This window comes from Polaribacter litoreus (assembly GCF_054584775.1).
Genome location: NZ_JBTLRD010000014.1, coordinates 64594 through 84187 on the forward strand (window position 1 = coordinate 64594; position 19594 = coordinate 84187).

The window sequence follows — 19594 nt, forward strand, 5'->3', positions numbered from 1 at the left end:
TTCTATAGAATTAATAGTTTTGGTTTTGTGACCAATTTCCTTGAGAAAATTGAATTTCTTCAAACGGAATAGGAAATACTTCATTTTTACTTGGTGTAAACCCAGGTATTTGGCTTCCTCTTCCTGTTCTAACTAAGTCAAAAAAGTGATGACCTTCTCCAACTAATTCAACTCTACGTTCTTTATAGATAGCCGCAGTTAAATTAGTTCCGCTAGTAGTAACATTATTATCAGCATTACCAAAAGCTCTTTCTCTTACCATATTTAAATATGTTCTTGCTAAAGCATCGTTTGGACTAGACTTACGATTGTTAGCTTCTGCTGCCATTAATAACACATCTGCATAACGAATTGCTCTGTAGTTATTTGGGTTTGTTAAATTTTGATCTCCAGCAGCGTTTGCACTTCTAGTTCTTGGCAAATATTTTCTATTAAAATACCCTGTGTGCTCGTAACCAGTTGTAAATTCTGCACCTGTTGCAGTAGCCCAAGCATCGATATCTAAAATTGCTACATCTTTTCTTAGATCTCCGGCCTCAAATTCATCCACTACATCTTGTGTTGGTACATTAAAACTAAAGCCTGGTGTAAAATCTGGACCACTATAGCCTCTTACACCTTGAAAACCAACAGCTACATTACCTTCACTACATTGTAAACAATCAAAACCAGCACCTTCTACATCTGTATATTGCACTTCAAAAACAGAACCAGGTCCGTTTTCTCCTGCAAATTCAAAGATTTTATTATAATCTGTTTCTAACATATAAGGTCCGTTTTGGATTAAATTTTCTAAAACAGTTGCAGCCTCATCGAACTTGTCTTGGTACAAATATACTTTACCTAGCAATGCTTGTGCAGCTCCTTTTGTTGCTCTACCAGTTTGTGGTGCTGTGTATGTAAGGTTCTCTACTGCCCATTCTAAATCTTGTTCTATTAAGGCATAAACTTCTGCTTTTGGTGATCTTGGAATTGTTTTTTCATCACCTAAAAGAAAACGACCTTTTGGTTTAATTGGAATATCTCCAAACCACTTAACCAACTCGAAATTGTAATACGCTCTTAAAAAATAAGCTTCAGCTACCAAGGCATCTTTACCTTCAAAATCTATGTTATCTTTAAATTCGATAACATAAGCTGCCCTATTTACACCACCAAACATCCAACTCCATAAGTTTTGTAATTGATCATTTACAGGAGTGTGAATCATATCATCTATTTGCTGATAGCCAGGTACATCTGTAGCACTCTCTCCACCACATAAGGTATTATTTGACGCAATTTCGCCCATTAATACGTTGATAAATGTAGATTGTAAAGGATCATAAGCAGCGACTACAGCTTGATAATATTCTGCTTCTGAGTTAAAAAACGATTCAGAATCAATTGCAATTACTTTTGCATTGTCTATATATTCATCTGAACACGATGAAATTATGACTGTAGCTATACATAGATAGATAGCTTTTTGTATAAATTTATTTATTTTTTTCATATCTATATCTTAAAAAGTTACATTTAAACCTAATAAAAACTGTTGTGCAGATGGGTAATTACCATAATCTATACCAGCACCAATTGCACCGCCGTTAATAGAAGGGTCGAAACCTGTGTATTTGGTTAATGTAAATAGATTGTTTATAGTAGTGTAAATTCTAAATTTAGATAAGCCTACTTTTTCTAAAATATCTGGAGATAAATTATAACCAATTTGAATATTGTTCATTCTTAGAAAAGAAGCATCTTCTACATAAAAATCTGAAAACAATCTGTTATTTGTTGCATCATTGGTTAATCTTGGTACAGAATTGCTTGTTCCTGGCCCAGTCCATCTATCTAAATAATATGTTGGTCTGTTTACATTTGGTAAAAAACGCTCAAAGTTTCTTACCATATCTTTTCCAATTTCAGCATATAAATAGGTAGAAAAATCCCAATTTTTATAATTTGCTGAAATATTTAATCCCATTAAAAATTCTGCCTGTGGATTACCAATGTTTACTCTATCATCTAAATCTATGTTACCATCTCCATTCATATCTTTATAACGAATGTCTCCTGGAGAAGTAGTAGTTGCACCTAAATCTGTTTGTGAAGGATGCGCATCTACTTCTGCTTGCGTTTGGAAAATACCATCAGTAACTAGTCCATAAAAATAACCAATTGGTTGCCCAACTTCCATTCTAGAAATTGCAGGATTACCGATAGCAAAAGAACCGCCTTCTAAAAACGCTCCGCCCTCAACGTCTGTAACATTATTGGTAACATAAGTAACATTATAATTAATATTAACTCTAGCATTATCGGTTTGTAGCGCTTTGTAACCAATGGCTAACTCACCACCAGTGTTTTTTGATCTACCTGCATTTACTGTTGGATTAGCACCACCTGGAGCACCAGTACCTAAAATACCTGAAACAGGAAAGCTTTGTATTAATAAATTATCTCTACTTTCTTCGAAATAATCTGCAACAACAGTAAGCTTATCATCAAAGAAATTGATATCTAAACCAATGTCTAATTTTTCTGCAGTTTCCCATTGTGCTAATGGATTTGCTAAACCACCTTGTGCTCTACCATTTACTAAAGCACCATCAAAAACATAAGTAGCCTCTCCGTTTAATAAAGAGCGGTATAAGTTGTTACCTACGTAATTTCCTAAAGTACCATAACTTGCTCTTAGTTTCATAAAACTTATGGTTTCATTGTCTTCCATAAATTTTTCGTCAGAAATTTTCCAACCAGAGGTTACAGACCAGAAATGATCTACTCTTAAGTCTTCATCGAAAGGCGAAGCTGCATCTCTTCTTAACAATGCAGAAAATAAGTATTTACCTTGGTAATCGTATTGTAGTCTTGTAAAATAAGATACTAATCTAAAATCATCAAAACCACTATTTAGGCTTCTTTGAATATTTTGAGGATCTGTTAAATATAATTCTGCAAAACCAACAGAATTACTTGGAACATCAATACCAGTTGCATATAAACCATCAAAATAATCGTTTTGCATACTTGTACCTAGAGTAAATGCAAAATTATGATCTTCTTCGATTAACTTATTATAAGTAGCAAAAATTTCGCCATTAACTCTTGTAGAAGTTGTTTTAAATTGATAAACAGAACTTTGAGGCACATTAAATACTTTACCTAAACCATAATCTTGTATAGGCGTAAAAGTTTTTCCTTTTTGATTGAATATTTTGTACCCTAATCTTGATGTAATATTAAGCCCTTCTATAGGCTGATATTCTAACTTAAAGTTACCTTCTAAACCGCTTCCGTAAGTTTCGTTATACACATTAGTCAATTGGTTTAATGGGTTGATTAACTCAATCCCTAAAAAGTTATTAGTATCATCTTCTTCAACACCAAATGTTGGTGCATAATTTAAACCATTAAAAAGTACAGAACTCGGAATACTTTCTGAATAAGAAGTAAAAAAGTTAGATATTAATGAAAACTTTAATTTTTCTGAAATATCAATTCCTAAATTCACTTTGATATTGTTTCTAATAAAGTTAGATTTTTCTTTTGCAATGATACCATCTTGTTCAATTCTATTTGCACTTACAAAATAACTTACGTTTTCTCCTCCACCAGAAACACTAATGTTATGATTTTGCATAAAAGCTTGGTTAAACAATTGATCTTGCCAATCTGTGCCTTGTCCCAAATTCCCTACATTAGTAAAAGGTATGGTTTGTCCGCTAGCAGCATAAGCTTCATTTAAAACCAAAGCATATTCTGTAGCGTTTAAATAATCTAACCTTCTTGTGGTGCTTTGTATACCTGTTTGAACATCGTACTTTACAGAAGGAGCTTTATTTTTTTTACCTGCTTTTGTGGTAACCAAAACAACACCATTTGCACCTCGTATACCATAAATAGCAGCTTGTGCATCTTTAAGAACCGTAATTGATTCAATATCACTTGGGTTAATACTATTTAAATCTCCTTGATAACCATCTACAATTACTAAAGGTTGGTTTTGGGTGTTTGAACTTACCCCTCTAATTAAAATATTAGCAGAAGCCCCAGGTGCACCAGAAGATAAATTAACGGTAACCCCAGATGTTGTTCCTTGTAATGCAGTTGATGCATCTGTTGGTTTTAACGCTTCTAGTGTTTCTTCTCCAACCAGAGATACAGACCCTGTTACATCCTTTCGTTTTTGCCTACCATACCCAACAACTACTATTTCATCTAAAGCCTCTGTAGATTGCTCGAGACCAATATCTATGGTTTCTTTATCTACAATTACTTCCTTTTGCTTGTAGCCTAAATAATTAAACACCAAGGTTTCACCTTTTTGTACTTTTAAACTGTATACCCCATCAAAATCGGTATCAGTACCTACAGTAGTTCCTTTAATAATAATACTAACGCCTGGGAGAACTTCTCCAGAAGTTGCATCCTTAACAACACCTTTTACATTCATTGTTTGAGCATAAGCCAAAACAGAGCTGAATATAAAGAGTAATACTATGATAATTTTTCTCATCAATAAAGTTTTAATTATGTTTTACACAAAAATATCACTAAAAAATAGTGAAAACCATAAAAAACACCTCAACAAAAAACATACATCATAAAAAACATAGAGAAATATAATAAAATCAACACGAGGTAGAAGGTTTTAAGGCAGATAAATTACAAGAAAGTATAGGGGTGTTGTGTTTATGTATAGGTGATTTTACCTATATGTATAGCTTTAAATCTCAATAATATAATTTGTTAAGTTGGCATCATGAGGTAAGCTCATTTTTTTTCTTAACCTGTAACGTTTTACTTCTACACTTCTTGGAGAAATATTTAAAAGTGGAGCAATTTCTTTAGAAGATAGATTTAATCTTAAATACGCGCATAATCTTAAATCATTTGGTGTTAATTCGGGGTGTTTTGTTTTAATCTTTTTTAGAAAATTTTTATCAGCATTATTAAAAGCTTCTTGAAATAATTTCCAATCATCTGTATTATTTAAGTTTTTATCTATAATTTTAATAACTTTGGTAACACTGTTTTTTCCGTTTTCTACCAATTCTGATTTTATTGTATTTAAGAATTCATTCTTTTTAATGATACTCATTGTAGAGGTTGCTAATTCTCTATTTTTACTTTCAATATCATTTCTAAGTTTATCATTATTTAGTTTGATAATTTTTTGAGAACTCTCTAATTCTTTAAGCTCTATTTCTCTTTGTGCCTTTTCTAAAAGATCTTCTCTCTGTTTTTTGTAATATCTTTTTGATACTAGATGCAAAGCGTAAAAAACCATGATTACAAGCAGTACATAGATAAAGACAAATACATTTGAAAGATACCAAGCTTTAGATATTTTAAATGAAAATTCTGCTACGTTTTGGCTTAATTTATTATCTATAGATGCCCTTACTTTAAATACATAATTTCCGCTTGGCAAATTTTCAAAAAGCACCGAATTTTTTTTGTATAATTTACTCCACCTTTCATTTAAACCCTCTAGTTTGTATTGAAATTTTATAGATGATGTTTTGTTATAATTAGATACACTGTACTTAAATTCAATATTATTTTGATTTACATTAAATTCTGGTGTTTCAACTAAACTTACCTTGTTTTGAGCACCGTCTGTTTTATTACTTAACACTCTGTTTAAATCTACCCTAAAATCTTGAGGTGCTTCAATTTTATTTAAATCTACAACCAAATATCCATCGCTAGTACCAATTAAATACTTGTCTTCTTGAAAGTGTATGATATTTTCGTAACCAGAAGCACCAATATGCAATCCGCCCTTTATCGGAATTATCTCTAAATCTGGTTTATCACTTAGTTTTCCTGGAGCAAAATAACGAATATCATCTTTAGTAAAAGACCAAAGCTTATTGTTTGATTTATGAGGTATTAATTTGGCAGATAAGAATTTATTATTGGGCATTAATTTGCTATAAACCGTATCTAATTTAAAGCGGTCTGCTGCCTCTACATATTTATAAACTCCCTTTTTACACGAGTAAAAAATAGTGTTTTGGTATTTTATTAAGCTAGAGTGAATCCCTTTTTCTACAGATTCATCTTTAACCAACTTTGTAACGTTTCTAAAATCATCATCAACCTCTAATTTAAAAACCCCTTTATACTCGTGATTTACAAATATTTTGTGATTATCTTTTAAGATAAAGTACCTACTTGAATTAGAAAAACCTTTTATTTTATTTCTTATTACCCAAGAATTTTCTTTTTTAGTGAGGATGTACAATCCGTCATAAGCTCCTATAATTAGGGTTTTATTATCTATTTTTTTTACACCCCAAGTTCCTTCTGCTCCCTTAATTAATGATGCATCATTATTATTAACAATAAAAGTTCCTGAATTATGACTACAAAACAAAGTGTTGTTTATTACTTGTAAATCCCATACTTGACCCTGAGTGTTTTCAATAAACTTAAATCGTTCGTTCGAGTTTTTTTTTCTATAATATAGGCCTTGGTTTGTACCCAAATATAAATAATCGTTATAAATTATTGATGCATAGATTGTACCCCAAAAATTTTCCTTTTTAACAAATAACTTAAATGGCGACTTTAAATTAATGGTATTAATACCATTATCTAAACCTAACCATACGTTTTCGTCTACATCTTCAAAAATGGACAAAACTGTGTTATTACTTAAACCTAACCCTTGAGTAATTTTGTAAAATACATCTCCATTAGAGTCTAATTTTATAATTCCGTTAGAAATTGTACCTAAAATAATATCTCCATTTTTAAGCAACTTTGCGCTATAAATGGTGTTGTTCGATAAAAACCTATCTGCAGATATATTCCACTTTTTAACTGAACCATTCTCTAAAAAATAAAAACCATCTTTTTGTGTTAAAAAGTATAATTTATTGTGCATACTAAAAATATCAACAATTAAATTTTGTGCTAATGGTTTTTCTTTAGAAATTAATTTAGGCGCTCCATTTTCTATCATAAAAACACCATGTTCTAAATCTTGATAATAAATAATATTATCTACTTTGGATAGCTTTGAAATATATTTTGAAGCCTCTATTATTTTGTGAGATTTTGTTTTTAAATTGTATAGGTAAATTCTTTGCAGAGATTTAAAAATCATCCAACCATCTAGTTCAGATATTTCCCAAATCTGCTCATCATCTAGCATTTGTATTTGGCTATTTTTAACTATAGAGGTAAATTCTAAAGTACCAAATTCGTTTTTTTGCCAAAAACCAAAATCCATATAACAACCTGTATATATTTTATTTTTAAAACATTTTACAGAACGCATAATGGTTTCATTTGATGTTGGGTATAACTGCCAATTTGCACCATTAAACTCTAACAATCCGCTATTGTTAGCTACATAAATAAACTTATTTGAAGCTTGAGAAATTGCCCAATTTTGATTCTCTGCTCCATAATATTCTGTTGAAAAGATATTTATTGGAGGTATTTCTTGCCCAAAGCCATTAAGAACAGTAAGAAAATAAAGAATTAAAAATATAAATACTCTCATAAAAAAAATATGACCTTGAATTAATAGCTTACGAATTTAACAAAATATATATCAACTTTCTTAGATTATTTTTTTTAAAGAGTCAAACTTTCCATAAAACTTAATTAAATGAGGTATTATTCGATATTCTTTCAAATATTCTTAACAAAACTTTATGACTTTAAAATAATTCGTTAACTTTACGCTATTACATTTAAACGGTTTTGATTTAATGAACTTGATGAAGAAGTTAGGTAAAACTAACATATTAATGTTGTTGTTGTGTGTGCTAATTGTGCTAATAGCAGAATATCTTTTTTTAACAGGTGATAAATTACATGGAATATTTTTGGGCCTTTGGGCGCCCACACTATTGGGTGTGATGATTTTCCTAAAAATAATTATGAATGAGCGCAGATAATATTATTTTCTACTTTTCTATTTTTGTAGGAGTCTGCGTTATTGTTTGGGCTTATATTATGATTAAAGAGTTTAATAAAATTAGTAAACGCTAATTTTTAAATAAACTCTTTTAATTTTAAAACAGTGTAATCAATATCTTCTTTTGAGGTATATTTTGAAAAAGAGAATCGTACAGAAGTATTATCTACATCATTACTATTTAAAATTTCTGCCAAAACATGAGAGCCTTTATTACTACCACTTTGGCAAGCTGAACCTCCTGAAACTGCTATACCAGCCATATCTAAACTAAATAAAAGGATACTATTTTTTATAGGAAAACGAGCATTTAAAATGGTATAACTGCTCTTTGCTAAATTAGATGATAGACCATTAAACTGAATATTTTCTGACATTTCTTTTAGTTTAGCAATAAAATATCGTTTTAAATCATTTATATATTCTTGATCTTTTTTTAGATTGATACTAGCAATAGCCAAAGCTTTATCCATACCTAAAATACTATGTACATTTTCTGTACTAGACCTTGCCCCTCTTTCTTGATCGCCACCAAAAAACATAGGTAAAATGCCAAACCCTTTTTTAAAATAAGCAAAACCAACACCTTTTGGACCGTGAAATTTATGTGCACTTGCTACTACAAAATCTATTGCTGTTTTTTGTAAATCTAATTTATAATGACCTATTGCTTGAACTGTATCTGAATGAAACAAGGCTTTATATTTTTTACACAATTTACACACTTCATCTACAGGTAAAATATTACCAATTTCATTGTTGATATGCATTAAACTCACTAAAGTTTTATGTGTTGAAGTTGATAATAATAATTCTAAATGTTCTACATCTATACTCCCAAACTCGTCAAAATTTACAAAATCTACAACGATATTTTGTGTTTTTCTAAGATGATAACAAGCATGTAAAACAGCGTGATGCTCTATTTTTGAAGTAATAATTCTTTTAACGCCTAAATTTAAAACTGCGTTATTTAAAATTAAATTATCAGCTTCAGTGCCGCCAGCTGTAAACACAATTTCACTTGCTGTAACATTAAAATGTTGCGCTATATTTTTTCTGGCAGTTTCTACAGCTGTTTTGGCTTTTCTACCAAATTGATGCGTAGATGACGGGTTTCCGTAATTATCTTGCATCGATTTATGTATTAATGCTAAAACTTCGTCATCTATTCTTGTTGTTGCTGCATTATCTAAATAAATAGCTTTCATTATGCAAAAATACAATTAATTAGTGTTCTGATAAATATAAACTTCTGTGGCTCCTAAGCCATATTTTTTGTAAGATGCATCATAATATTTTACAGGATATTTTTTTAATAATCGTAATAATTCGCCTTTTAAAACTCCTTCTCCAACACCATGAATAAACACAATTTTAGAAATTCTTTTGGCAATAGCAAATTCAACTTTTCTTTTTGCAGTATCTAACTGTAAATTAAGCATATCAAAACTATCTAAACCTCGAGTTGATTTTATAAGTTGATTGATATGTAAATCTACCTCTAAAATCACTTCGTTTTTATCTTTTACAAAATGACTTTTCTTTGGCTTATGAGTAGCTAATTTAGCTTTTAAAATGGGATTGTTTATATCTGTGAACTTACTTAGTTCGTGCTGCTCTTTATGAATCTTAACGAGCTCTGAAGATGCAAATTTAAACAGCATACCATCTTCTGATTTTATGGTAATTTCATCACCATTAATATGGGTTACAATACCTTTAATAACATCATCTAAAACAGCCACTTTATTTCCAATTTCTAAACGCATTCTTAACATTATATTAATTAACAAAAGTACAATTTTAGACTAATTTTGTTGCAAAAATAGTAATATGTTAAAAACTTCAAACACCTCTACCAAAAACTTCTTTGAAAACGCTTTTAAAAAAAGCTTACCATCTGAAGATAGGGTAAAATGTTTGTTGAGAATTGCAGAAACTATAGCAGATGAATATACAATTAATGAAGTTGTAAATTTAAATTTTATTTGTACGCACAACTCTAGAAGAAGCCAGTTAGGCCAAGTATGGAGCTTTTATGCAGCAGACTATTTTAATTTAAATATTAATGCTTTTTCTGGTGGTACCGAAGTTACTTCTTTTTACAGAAACACTATTAAAACCTTACAAAAAGCAGGTTTTTTATTTCAAGTAGTTGATTTTTCTCATCAAAACCCAAAGTATCATATTAGTTTTAGTAATTCAGAAAAAGCTATTTTAGGCTTTTCTAAACTATTTGATCATCCAGAAAACAAAGAACCTTTTATGGCAATTACTACTTGTGATAGCGCAGATAAAAATTGCCCTTTCATACCCTCTGCATCTCATCGTTTTCACTTACCTTTTGTAGACCCTAAGTATTCTGACGGATCTGATATTCAAGAAAAAACTTATTTAGAAACTAATAAGCAAATTGCTGGAGAAATTTATTTTATATTTTCAAAGGTTAAAAGATTACTTTCTTAAGATCTTGTTGTTAGGTGAATCTTAAAAATAACAGTCATCTAGTAGCAACCATCTAGTATTTCTTTTAAAATTTAAATCCATCTGAAAAACAATTTCATGAGAACTTAAATTACCACCAAGAACAGAAAACCTATGATCATAGGCATAACCTATTCTGTATTTTTTATTCAAAATCACTGTAAATAAACCACTTACAGAATTTTTATAACGATAAGAGATTCCTGTTTCTAAAATTTTATTGTACAAAAAACTAGCATTCACATCTATTGATGTTGGTTGATTGGTTGTATATCTTACCATTGTTGATGGCCTAAATAGTAAATTTTCTGATAACTTGAATAAAACACCAGAAGACAAAAATATATTTGGATTTTTAGACAAACTATTTTGATTCAAGTTATCTTCTATATAAAATTGTGGTGATTCTAATAGCTGAGGTACAGATAAACCTACATAGAATTTTTTGGTGTAAAACAGGCCTCCAAAACCAATATTTACAAACTTTCCTGTTGTTGATGCATACGCCTCTGTATCTGGTGTAATGCCATCGAATAAGTTGTTATTATAAAATAGTAAACCGCCTTTTAAACCAAATGCTAATCTGCTTTTTTTAGAAGTTACTATGGTGTAAGAAGCATCTACATTTATATTTGTAACTTCTGATAAACCAATTTTATCATGCACAATGGTGGTTCCTATTCCTAATCCTTTTCTTGTTCTACCATTTAACGAAAATGTTCTTGTGGTTGGTGCGCCTTCTACTCCAACCCATTGTTGACGTGCTAAAACAGACATGCTTAACTCTGCTCTGTAACCTACAAAAGCAGGGTTTATTATCTGCATATTGTACAAATATTGTGTGTAATGAGGTAGCTGTTGGGTAAAACTGTTTAGGCTGATGAAAGTTGTTACCAAACATAAAAAAATTAATTTCCTTGTCATATTAGATGCAATTTTCTTTTTCATCACCTTATTAATTGTATGAATTTAGTGATTGGTTTTTTAACTCCATCGTTAAAATCTAAAATGTAATAATACACTCCTGTAGGCGCAGGTTGCCCTTTGTGAGTTCCATTCCACCAAACAGGATTTAGGTTGCCATTGTTACTATAATTATATACTTCGTTACCCTGACGATTGTAAATATTGAGTTTAAAGTTTGGATAATCTTCTATACCCGAAATTTTAAAAACATCGCTTCTACCATCATCATTTGGTGAAAATAAATTTGGGTAATCATTGTCTTTTATAGTAGCTACTCCTCTAGGTGGAAAGGTATTGGAAACATCATCACTAAACAGGTTGGCTTGTAAAAAAAACGTTTCTGTATCTTCATTTAATTTATCTTCTAGCGTATTTATATTTTGTGTAATACGTTCTGTAAAAGCGGGTATGGTTATTTGTTTTGATTTATACTCATAGTCTAAATTTGCAATTGCAGTATTGTCTGTAGTTTCTAAAATCATATTAATGGGTAGATAATTTTGCATTAGCTCATCATTACTATTTAAAAGACGGATTGTAAACCTTAAAAAGCTACCTTCTTCGGTTGTTACACTATCTATATGAACTAAGGGCTTTGGATCGATATCTACAATAGTTGCTGTTTTATTTAAATCTTGATTCGTTACATTAGGCGTTTGTACTACCCCAACTACTTGTAAAGGCTCTTCGTCTAACTCATTTAAATTGTCTAACAAAGAGGTAATACTAAAGGAAACTTCTGTGTTAGCATTATTAGGGTCTATAGTACCATCAATTGTTAAAATCTCTGAAATGGGATTGTAATCATCTGGGCTTATAGCTAAATCATCACTTGTATTTATTTGAGTTTCAATGGGAGTAGAACTAGGGTTTGTAATGGTTAATGTATGAATTAAATTTACGCCTTCATCTTCCCTTGAATTATTCATGGTAATATCTGGTTTAGGATCATTATCTAGTAACGAAGCAATTCCGTTAAACTCTTTAGTTAATGTATTGTTGGATGTTACTGTTCCTGTTAATGTAAACAATTCTGTTAATTCATAAATATTATCTTCTAGTGTAGCTACAGTAAACTGTGCTGTATTGGTAAATGGGTTTATGGTAAAGTTTGTATTTGATAAGCCTGAGTAATCGAAAGGAGTAATGGCAACATCATATACATTTGTAGTAGAGCTACCATTAGACGTTGAAAAACTAATATCTATTGGCGATGCACTTTCTATTAAAATTGAATTGTTATTTTTGGTAACAAACAGCAAAGTAAACGTTACGTCTTGACCTTCTGTTACTGTAATATCATCGATAAGAATAACAATTGCTATGATTTCTCTCCAATCTCTTTCTGGATTATCGGTATTATCTGCATTTGGAAAACTGTCTGGGGTTTGACCATTGGTTGGATTTAATCTAGTATCATTATTATCAAAAGCATCATCTAAACCATCATTATCTGAATCGGAATTGTCAGGTACAATTTCAGCTGTTCCATCACTATTGGTATCCCAACCTTCTAAAACATCGTCTCGAATATCATCATCTGAATTGATATCTATATAATCTGGAATTCCATCATTTTCTGTATCTACTGGTTGAATTCCATTTGGATACGATGAATCTATACCCCATTCAGAAATTGTTCCACTTAATGTTGTATAGTTATTTGTAGACTGTGCTTCTATGTTATCTACAATTCCATCATCATCTGCATCAATATCTAAAAAGTTAGGATTTCCATTATTATCCGTATTTAGAATGGTGTAACTTATTGATGCGAATCTAGAATCATTTGACTCAACTGAATTATCTAATCCATTACTACCAACATTGCTATTCGTCCTTCCATTATTATTGGTATCTAAAGTGCCATTTCCAGCCTCAACAATATCTAAAACACCATCATTATCACTATCTAAATCAAAGTGATTGGGCACACCATCATTATCAAAATCAAAAGTATCTATAATACCATCTAGATTTGCATCAGGTCCAAAATTTGAATCTCTGTAGTTGGGTATGCCATCTGTATCTGCATCACCTAAAGGATCTATTCCATTATATTCTAAAAGGTCTGGTATGGTATCGTTATCATCATCTATATCAATATCGTTTGTTATACCGTCGTTATCTATATCTGTAGCTGCTGTAACAACTACTGAATTTGATGATGTTACTAATCTATTTAATGGATCTTGCCCAGAAAAAATTGATGTATTATTGCCAATACAGGCTTCGTTAAAAACAACTGTATATTCGATTGTTATTTTTTCTCTAATTTTTAACAATCCTGAGCTTCCATCAAATACATTGGTATCACTAACACCATTAAATGACGGGTTTAATATTGGATCTGTTGTAGCTGTTGAACTTACAATGGTTGGTGTACTTACAGAAATTATGTTTACACCACAAACGTTATTCACATTTTCTTGCAATTGTAGGTTATCGAGCTCTACAGCTTGACTCGTATTTTCTATGGTTGTCTGAAAGGTAATTTCTTCATGTTCTAGTATTTCATTAGGTTCTGGTATAGTTGATGTAATTACTTTATTAGTATCTGAAGATGCAGTGAATAAAAAACGCATACCTACCAAAGAGCAATCGCAATATAAAGCTGACGAAACACTTGTAACTAATGAATTTAAGACGTAATAACGGTCTAAGTGATCCCCTAAATTATCTGACCAAGTAACATAAGAAAATGCTTTTTGATTATTTTGATCTGTAGCATTAAAACCATCTAAACCACTTTGGGTTTGTGAAAAACTTGTTTGATTAAAAAAGCTATAAGTTGTGCTATCTACAGGACCAATTACATAAAAGACTTCTAAAATAATTGTTTCTCCTACTGGTAAAGTATTATTTGCTGTTAAAAGCATTGTTTCATTATCACCATTATAATTGGAGTTTATAGAAACGTTTGGCCCTGAAACTTGTGTAACTTGTATTTCATTAAAAGTTACTTTACCCTCAAAGTCTCCTAAGCCCATATTAAAATTAATATTTTGAGCTGTAGTAGGACCTTCGTTTGTAATTACTACAGTATTGGTATAATCATAAGTACCATCAGAATTTATAATTCCTGGCGGATCTAATTGATTGCTATGAAACTCTGGCACATACAAGCCAGCAGAAACTACTGATTCTGTAGTATGAAAATCTGTAAGTGTTGTAGTATCCGAATTTCCACCTTTTGTTGAGTTTACAGTTACTGTATTTGTAAAGCTAATTCCAGAACCTGATGGTGTTGGATTCGGTCTTCCATCACAAAAAGGATTTACAGTTACACAATACGAAACAAAAATAGATTGTCTTGGATATAATGTTAAATTTGTTGCTGTTGTATTAAAAATAGCGTCTGAACTTGCGTTTCTAAATGCAGAGTTTATAACTGTTTCATCAAATTCTTCGGGATAGGGAGTATCTACAAAAGTAAAATCACTTCTAGTAAAAACACTCAAATTATCCACATTAATTATACATCCTGCTCCAAAAGCATCTTCTAAGTTATTTATCAGATTAATATTTGTAATTAAACTTGTTTCGTGAAAATCTCTAGCATTGCTAGCATTATTTAACTCAAAGCTATAAACAATTTTATATTCTCCGTTTGCATTAAAACCTTGGTTACAGCTCCCTAAATTTCTTACAACAAGTAAATTGTCTGTAAACTCTACTGTTAAAAACAAATTAGCTGAACTTGTTAACGTACCATTTGTTATTTGGTAGGTAATTGTACTTACATTTCCGGTGTAATCTGGTCTTGGCACAAAAGTATAACTACCATCTTCTAAAATGGTGATGCTTCCTTCTCCAAAATTTGCAGTGTCTCCAGCATTAAAAACGGTACCATTAATAAAGAATTGTGTTACAGTTAATGGAGTGCCACCGGATTCTGTATCATTAACTAAAACTCCGGGAGCAGCTACAGAAAGTGTTGTATTAATATCTGCGGTATCATAATCTACTTTAGCTCTTGGTACTTGGGCTAACAAAGAATAAGAAACAATTAATAAAAAAAATACTAGGATATGGCGTTTAGTTAGCATTGCAATTTTTGGTTAAAAATAATAAAAACTTAGAGTGCTAAAACTATATTTCTAAGTTTTTATCATAGGGTATACTTTTTAAAATATGATTTATAACGTTTACACGAGCCTCAGTTTTTCTGTTTGCACGAATAATTTTCCAAGGTGAAATTTTTGTATTTGTTTTTTCGAACATTGCATTTTTATACTCTGTGTATTGTTCCCATAAGTCTTGTGCCTTTTCATCTAACTTTGTCATTTTCCACTGTTTTAGAGGATCGCTTTTGATGTCTGCAAATCGTTTCGCTTGTTCTTTTTTTGAAATAGACATGTAAATTTTTACCAAATGAATGCCAGATTCTAAAATCATTCTTTCAAAATCATTTACTTGATTCATAAAAATTTCATATTCTGTAGGTGTGCAAAAATTATTTACGGGTTCTACAACAGCTCTGTTATACCAACTTCTATCAAAAAAAACCATTTCGCCAGCTTTTGGAAATTGCTCTACATATCTTTGAAAATACCATTGTGATTTTTCATCTTCTGTGGGCTTTGGTAAAGCTACAATCCTCATAAAACGTGGATTGATACGTTCTGTAACTCTACGAATGGCTCCTCCTTTTCCTGCGGCATCTCTACCTTGAAAAACTACAATAATACGTTCGTTATTTTTGATAGCCCATGTTTGTAAACGTATCAATTCTACTTGTAATTCTTTAAGCTTTTTTTCGTATTTTACATAACGTAAAGCTCTATCAACATTTAAAGGTTCTTTAGATAATAATGCTAATAAACCTTTTTTTGAATTTAATTTCTTTAGATCTGATTTTGTTAATTTTTTCATAACATTTAGTCTATTTGATGAATGTTAGACCTATAATAACGCATAACTACATTTGGGTCTGGATTGAGAACTACTTCTGCTTTTGATTTACCTTCATAATCAAACCTCGATAAAACGTGTCTTATCGCTTCTAACCTTGCTACCTTTTTATCATTGGTTTTAATAATCATCCACGGACAATAAGTGGTATGGGTTTTAGAAAACATTTCTCTTTTATAATAGGTATATTTATCCCATAAAATTTGCCCTTGTCTATCAACAGGACTAAATTTCCATCGTTTTAATGGATTTTCTTTTCGGGCTTCAAATCGTTTTGCTTGTTCATCTTTAGTTATTGACAACCAAAATTTAATTATTATTACTCCATCTTCATACATCATGTGTTCAAACTCTGGTACTTGTAATAAAAACTCTTCGTATTGTTTTTCTGAACAAAAACCCATAACAGGCTCTACTACAGCTCTGTTGTACCAACTTCTATCAAAAAAAACAATTTCGCCAGGGTTGGGCAATTCTTTTATATATCGTTGAAAATACCATTGCCCTTTTTCTACTTCTGTGGGTTTATTAAGGGCTACCAACCTTGTAGATCTTGGATTTAAATGTTCCATAAACCTACGAATATTTCCCCCTTTTCCTGCTGCATCTCTACCTTCAAAAATAATTGCTACTCTTTTATTTTGGCTAGAAATATAGCGTTGTAATTTTACAAGTTCAACTTGTAAAGATCGTAATTCATTAGTGTAAGAAAGAGTATTGTTTACCTTATCAAAAGGTATATTTTTTTGTTTTATTAATGCTTTTAAATCATCACTATTTTGTAAACTTTCAAAATCATCAGCTGTTAAAAATTCTTTGGTAGGCATATCTTATTTTTGATTGGTCTAAAATAAAACCTTTTTTATAATTTCCCTAAATATTTATCGTTTTAAATTCAATTGTATCTTTGTAAACTATGAAATATATACTGAGTTTTTGTTACTTCTTTTTTGTTTTTAATGGTGTTTCTCAACAAAAGTTTTCTAAAGAAATTAGTTTAGTTACCGATAATGATTTATATACCTCTGTTAATAGAGATCGTTATTATACAAATGGTATATTTTTTACCTATAGATATCTTACAAAAGTTAACAATCACAATTTAGAAAAGAGAATTTTAGAGTTGCAGATTGGTCATCAAATGTACACCCCCAATAGACCAACAGTAGAATTTTTAACCCAACATGATAGACCTTTTGCTGCTTATTTATTTGGCGGTTTTGGTATAAAAAGGGTTTTTAAAGATAATAAAATCTTAAACACCAACCTACAAATAGGTGTTATTGGGCCAAATGCAGCAGGATATGAAGTACAAAACTTTATTCACCAAATCTATGGATATAGAGAGGTAACTGGTTGGAAACATCAAATTAAAAATGCTTTAGGTGTAAATATTGGCGCAGAATATACCTGTTTTTTAAGTAAAGATGCATCTAATACTTTTGATACATCTTGGGTAATTTCTGGAAATTTAGGTACTGTTCATACAGACATTACCTCTGGCTTAAATTTTAGACTTAGTTTTCTACCCCTACAAACAATTAAAAATTCAATTGCTTTTAATACTAATTTAAATGATGATACCACTAAATACCATAGAGAAATTGAATCGTTTTTTTACTTTAAACCTACTTTAAGGTATGCTTTTTATGATGCTACTTTGCAAGGCAGTTTTTTAAATACTGGTAGTGATGTTACTAAAGAACTGATTCCGTTTGTTTTTGATATGGAATTAGGATTTAAATTTACTGCAAATAGATTTAATTTTGGTTATATTTTTAACTACAATACCAGCAAATCTAAAGATTTACGATACACTTATGGTAATAAATATGGGGCTATAGTTGCCAGTTATGCTATATTTTAATTCATAAAATAATCGTCTTTAAAACCAATTAAGTACAATTTTTCTTGGGCTCTGGTTATTGCTGTGTACAACCATCTAAAATAGGCTTTAGACACTCCATCTGGCAAATAAGGTTGTTCTATAAAAACGGTTTTCCACTGTCCTCCTTGAGATTTATGACAAGTCATTGCATAAGAAAATTTTACTTGTAATGCATTAAAGTATTTGTTTTTTTTGATGGCTAAAAATTGTTTGTATTTCGATTTTTCATCAGCATAATCTTCTTTTACTGCTTGATATAATTTATTGGATTCTTCGTAGGTTAAAGACGGACTTTCGCTTGTTAAAGTATCTAGTAGCAAAACTGTTTCAAAAGGCTGCATATTAGGATAATCAATCATTTTTAACACAACTTCTGCAAAGTGAAATCCGTACAATTCTTTAATATTATAAATTCTTTGCACTTGACAGATATCTCCATTCGCAATAAAACCAGCATCAGAAGAATCTTTTAACCAATAATAGTTATTTTTTACAATCATCACATAATCTCCTGTAGAAATTTCATTTTCCTGACCACGAATTTTCATTCGTATTTGCTGGTTGTATTGATTAGCTCTTTTGTTAGAGCGCACTATAAATGCAGTATCTTCTACGCCCTCGTTATCGTATGCATCTACTAAAGCATCTTCAATATCATACCCATCCTCTAGCCTTTCTATATCAGGAAAATCAATATCAAACTTAAAATTATCGTTATCTTTTTGCAAAATCAACCTTAATTGCGTGGCATTGGCTAAAATTCCTGAATTTTTGTGTTGACGCATCACTTCATCCAACTCAATTTCATCAATATTTTTATAATATTCGTAAGTTAAGGTATCTGCTTCTAAAGCAGGACTGATGTCTAACTTTACTGGTGGCAATTGAGCTGTGTCTCCGATAAAAATCAATTTACAATCATGACCCGAATACACATAAGCAATCAAATCATCCAACAAAGAACCAGATTCAAATAATTTTTGATTCTGTCTACTATCAGGAATCATAGAAGCTTCGTCAACGATAAAAATAGTGTTTCTATGTTTATTGGTTTGTAAAACAAAGTCAATACTACCATTAGCTTGTTTTTTTGGAAAATATATTTTTTTATGAATTGTAAAAGCCGGCCTTTTAGAATATAGCGCAATTACTTTTGCTGCTCTACCAGTTGGAGCTAACAAAACAGCTTTTTTTTTGATAAGTGAAAGCGCATTCACAAAAGTACTAATGGTTGTTGTTTTTCCTGTTCCTGCATATCCCTTTAATAAAAACAATGCGTTTTTATCGTCTGTAAAACAAAAATTACTGAGTAATTTTAATAGTTGGTCTTGTTTTTGTGTAGGATTATGAGGAAACCTTTGCAACAATAAATTGTAATAATCTGCAGTTTTTTTTATCATGTAAATTAA

At 30.6% G+C, this 19594-nt stretch carries 12 protein-coding genes; 2 read left to right on the forward strand and 10 right to left on the reverse strand.

Annotation, left to right across the window (positions count from 1 at the left end):
• Nucleotides 1–10: 10 nt before the first annotated feature.
• From ACW9UN_RS13055 to ACW9UN_RS13075, 5 genes are all read right to left on the reverse strand, one after another.
• The gene (locus ACW9UN_RS13055; protein WP_459486740.1) at nt 11–1495 is read right to left on the reverse strand and encodes a RagB/SusD family nutrient uptake outer membrane protein; all 1485 of its coding nucleotides are present in this window, start codon (nt 1493–1495) and stop codon (nt 11–13) included.
• A gap of 9 nt (nt 1496–1504) precedes the next feature.
• Nucleotides 1505–4504, reverse strand: coding sequence for a SusC/RagA family TonB-linked outer membrane protein (locus ACW9UN_RS13060; RefSeq protein WP_459486741.1), 3000 nt, complete (start codon nt 4502–4504; stop codon nt 1505–1507).
• A gap of 210 nt (nt 4505–4714) precedes the next feature.
• Nucleotides 4715–7510 carry a helix-turn-helix and ligand-binding sensor domain-containing protein gene (locus ACW9UN_RS13065; RefSeq protein ID WP_459486742.1) on the reverse strand — a complete coding sequence of 932 codons (2796 nt, stop codon included), beginning with the start codon at nt 7508–7510 and terminating at the stop codon, nt 4715–4717.
• 497 nt (nt 7511–8007) lie between these two features.
• Nucleotides 8008–9141: a cysteine desulfurase family protein gene (locus ACW9UN_RS13070; protein WP_459486743.1), complete on the reverse strand. Its 1134-nt coding sequence runs from the start codon at nt 9139–9141 to the stop codon at nt 8008–8010.
• Nucleotides 9142–9156: 15 nt separating this feature from the next.
• Complete coding sequence (locus ACW9UN_RS13075) at nt 9157–9702, reverse strand: DUF8465 domain-containing protein (RefSeq protein ID WP_459486767.1); 546 nt, start codon at nt 9700–9702, stop codon at nt 9157–9159.
• 64 nt (nt 9703–9766) lie between these two features.
• Between ACW9UN_RS13075 and ACW9UN_RS13080 the strand changes: the two genes are divergently transcribed.
• Entirely contained in the window at nt 9767–10399 is a 633-nt protein-coding gene (locus tag ACW9UN_RS13080; RefSeq protein ID WP_459486744.1) for a low molecular weight phosphatase family protein, read from the forward strand.
• A 21-nt stretch (nt 10400–10420) separates the two neighbouring features.
• Here the strand turns inward: ACW9UN_RS13080 and ACW9UN_RS13085 are convergent, their stop codons facing one another.
• From ACW9UN_RS13085 to ppk2 (ACW9UN_RS13100), 4 genes are read right to left on the reverse strand one after another with little or no spacing between them, the layout of a single operon-like run.
• Nucleotides 10421–11365 carry a PorP/SprF family type IX secretion system membrane protein gene (locus ACW9UN_RS13085; protein ID WP_459486745.1) on the reverse strand — a complete coding sequence of 315 codons (945 nt, stop codon included), beginning with the start codon at nt 11363–11365 and terminating at the stop codon, nt 10421–10423.
• Nucleotides 11365–15432 carry a T9SS type B sorting domain-containing protein gene (locus ACW9UN_RS13090; protein ID WP_459486746.1) on the reverse strand — a complete coding sequence of 1356 codons (4068 nt, stop codon included), beginning with the start codon at nt 15430–15432 and terminating at the stop codon, nt 11365–11367. Before ACW9UN_RS13090 ends, ACW9UN_RS13085 begins: the two co-directional genes overlap by 1 nt.
• Before the next feature lie 43 nt (nt 15433–15475).
• A complete protein-coding gene (gene ppk2, locus ACW9UN_RS13095; RefSeq protein WP_459486747.1) occupies nt 15476–16258 on the reverse strand; it encodes a polyphosphate kinase 2 in 783 nt (260 codons plus the stop codon).
• A 5-nt stretch (nt 16259–16263) separates the two neighbouring features.
• Nucleotides 16264–17124 (reverse strand): polyphosphate kinase 2, encoded by an 861-nt coding sequence (ppk2, locus tag ACW9UN_RS13100; protein ID WP_459486748.1) that lies wholly within the window; start codon nt 17122–17124, stop codon nt 16264–16266.
• Nucleotides 17125–17213: 89 nt separating this feature from the next.
• Here ppk2 (ACW9UN_RS13100) and ACW9UN_RS13105 point away from each other — a divergent pair, with 89 nt between their 5' ends.
• Nucleotides 17214–18164: a lipid A deacylase LpxR family protein gene (locus tag ACW9UN_RS13105; RefSeq protein WP_459486749.1), complete on the forward strand. Its 951-nt coding sequence runs from the start codon at nt 17214–17216 to the stop codon at nt 18162–18164.
• On the opposite strand, the gene ACW9UN_RS13110 is transcribed toward ACW9UN_RS13105, so the two are convergent.
• On the reverse strand, nt 18161–19585 hold the full coding sequence (locus ACW9UN_RS13110) for an ATP-dependent DNA helicase (protein WP_459486750.1): 1425 nt from the start codon (nt 19583–19585) through the stop codon (nt 18161–18163). The two genes, ACW9UN_RS13105 and ACW9UN_RS13110, sit on opposite strands and share 4 nt — an antisense overlap.
• Nucleotides 19586–19594 lie beyond the last annotated feature (9 nt).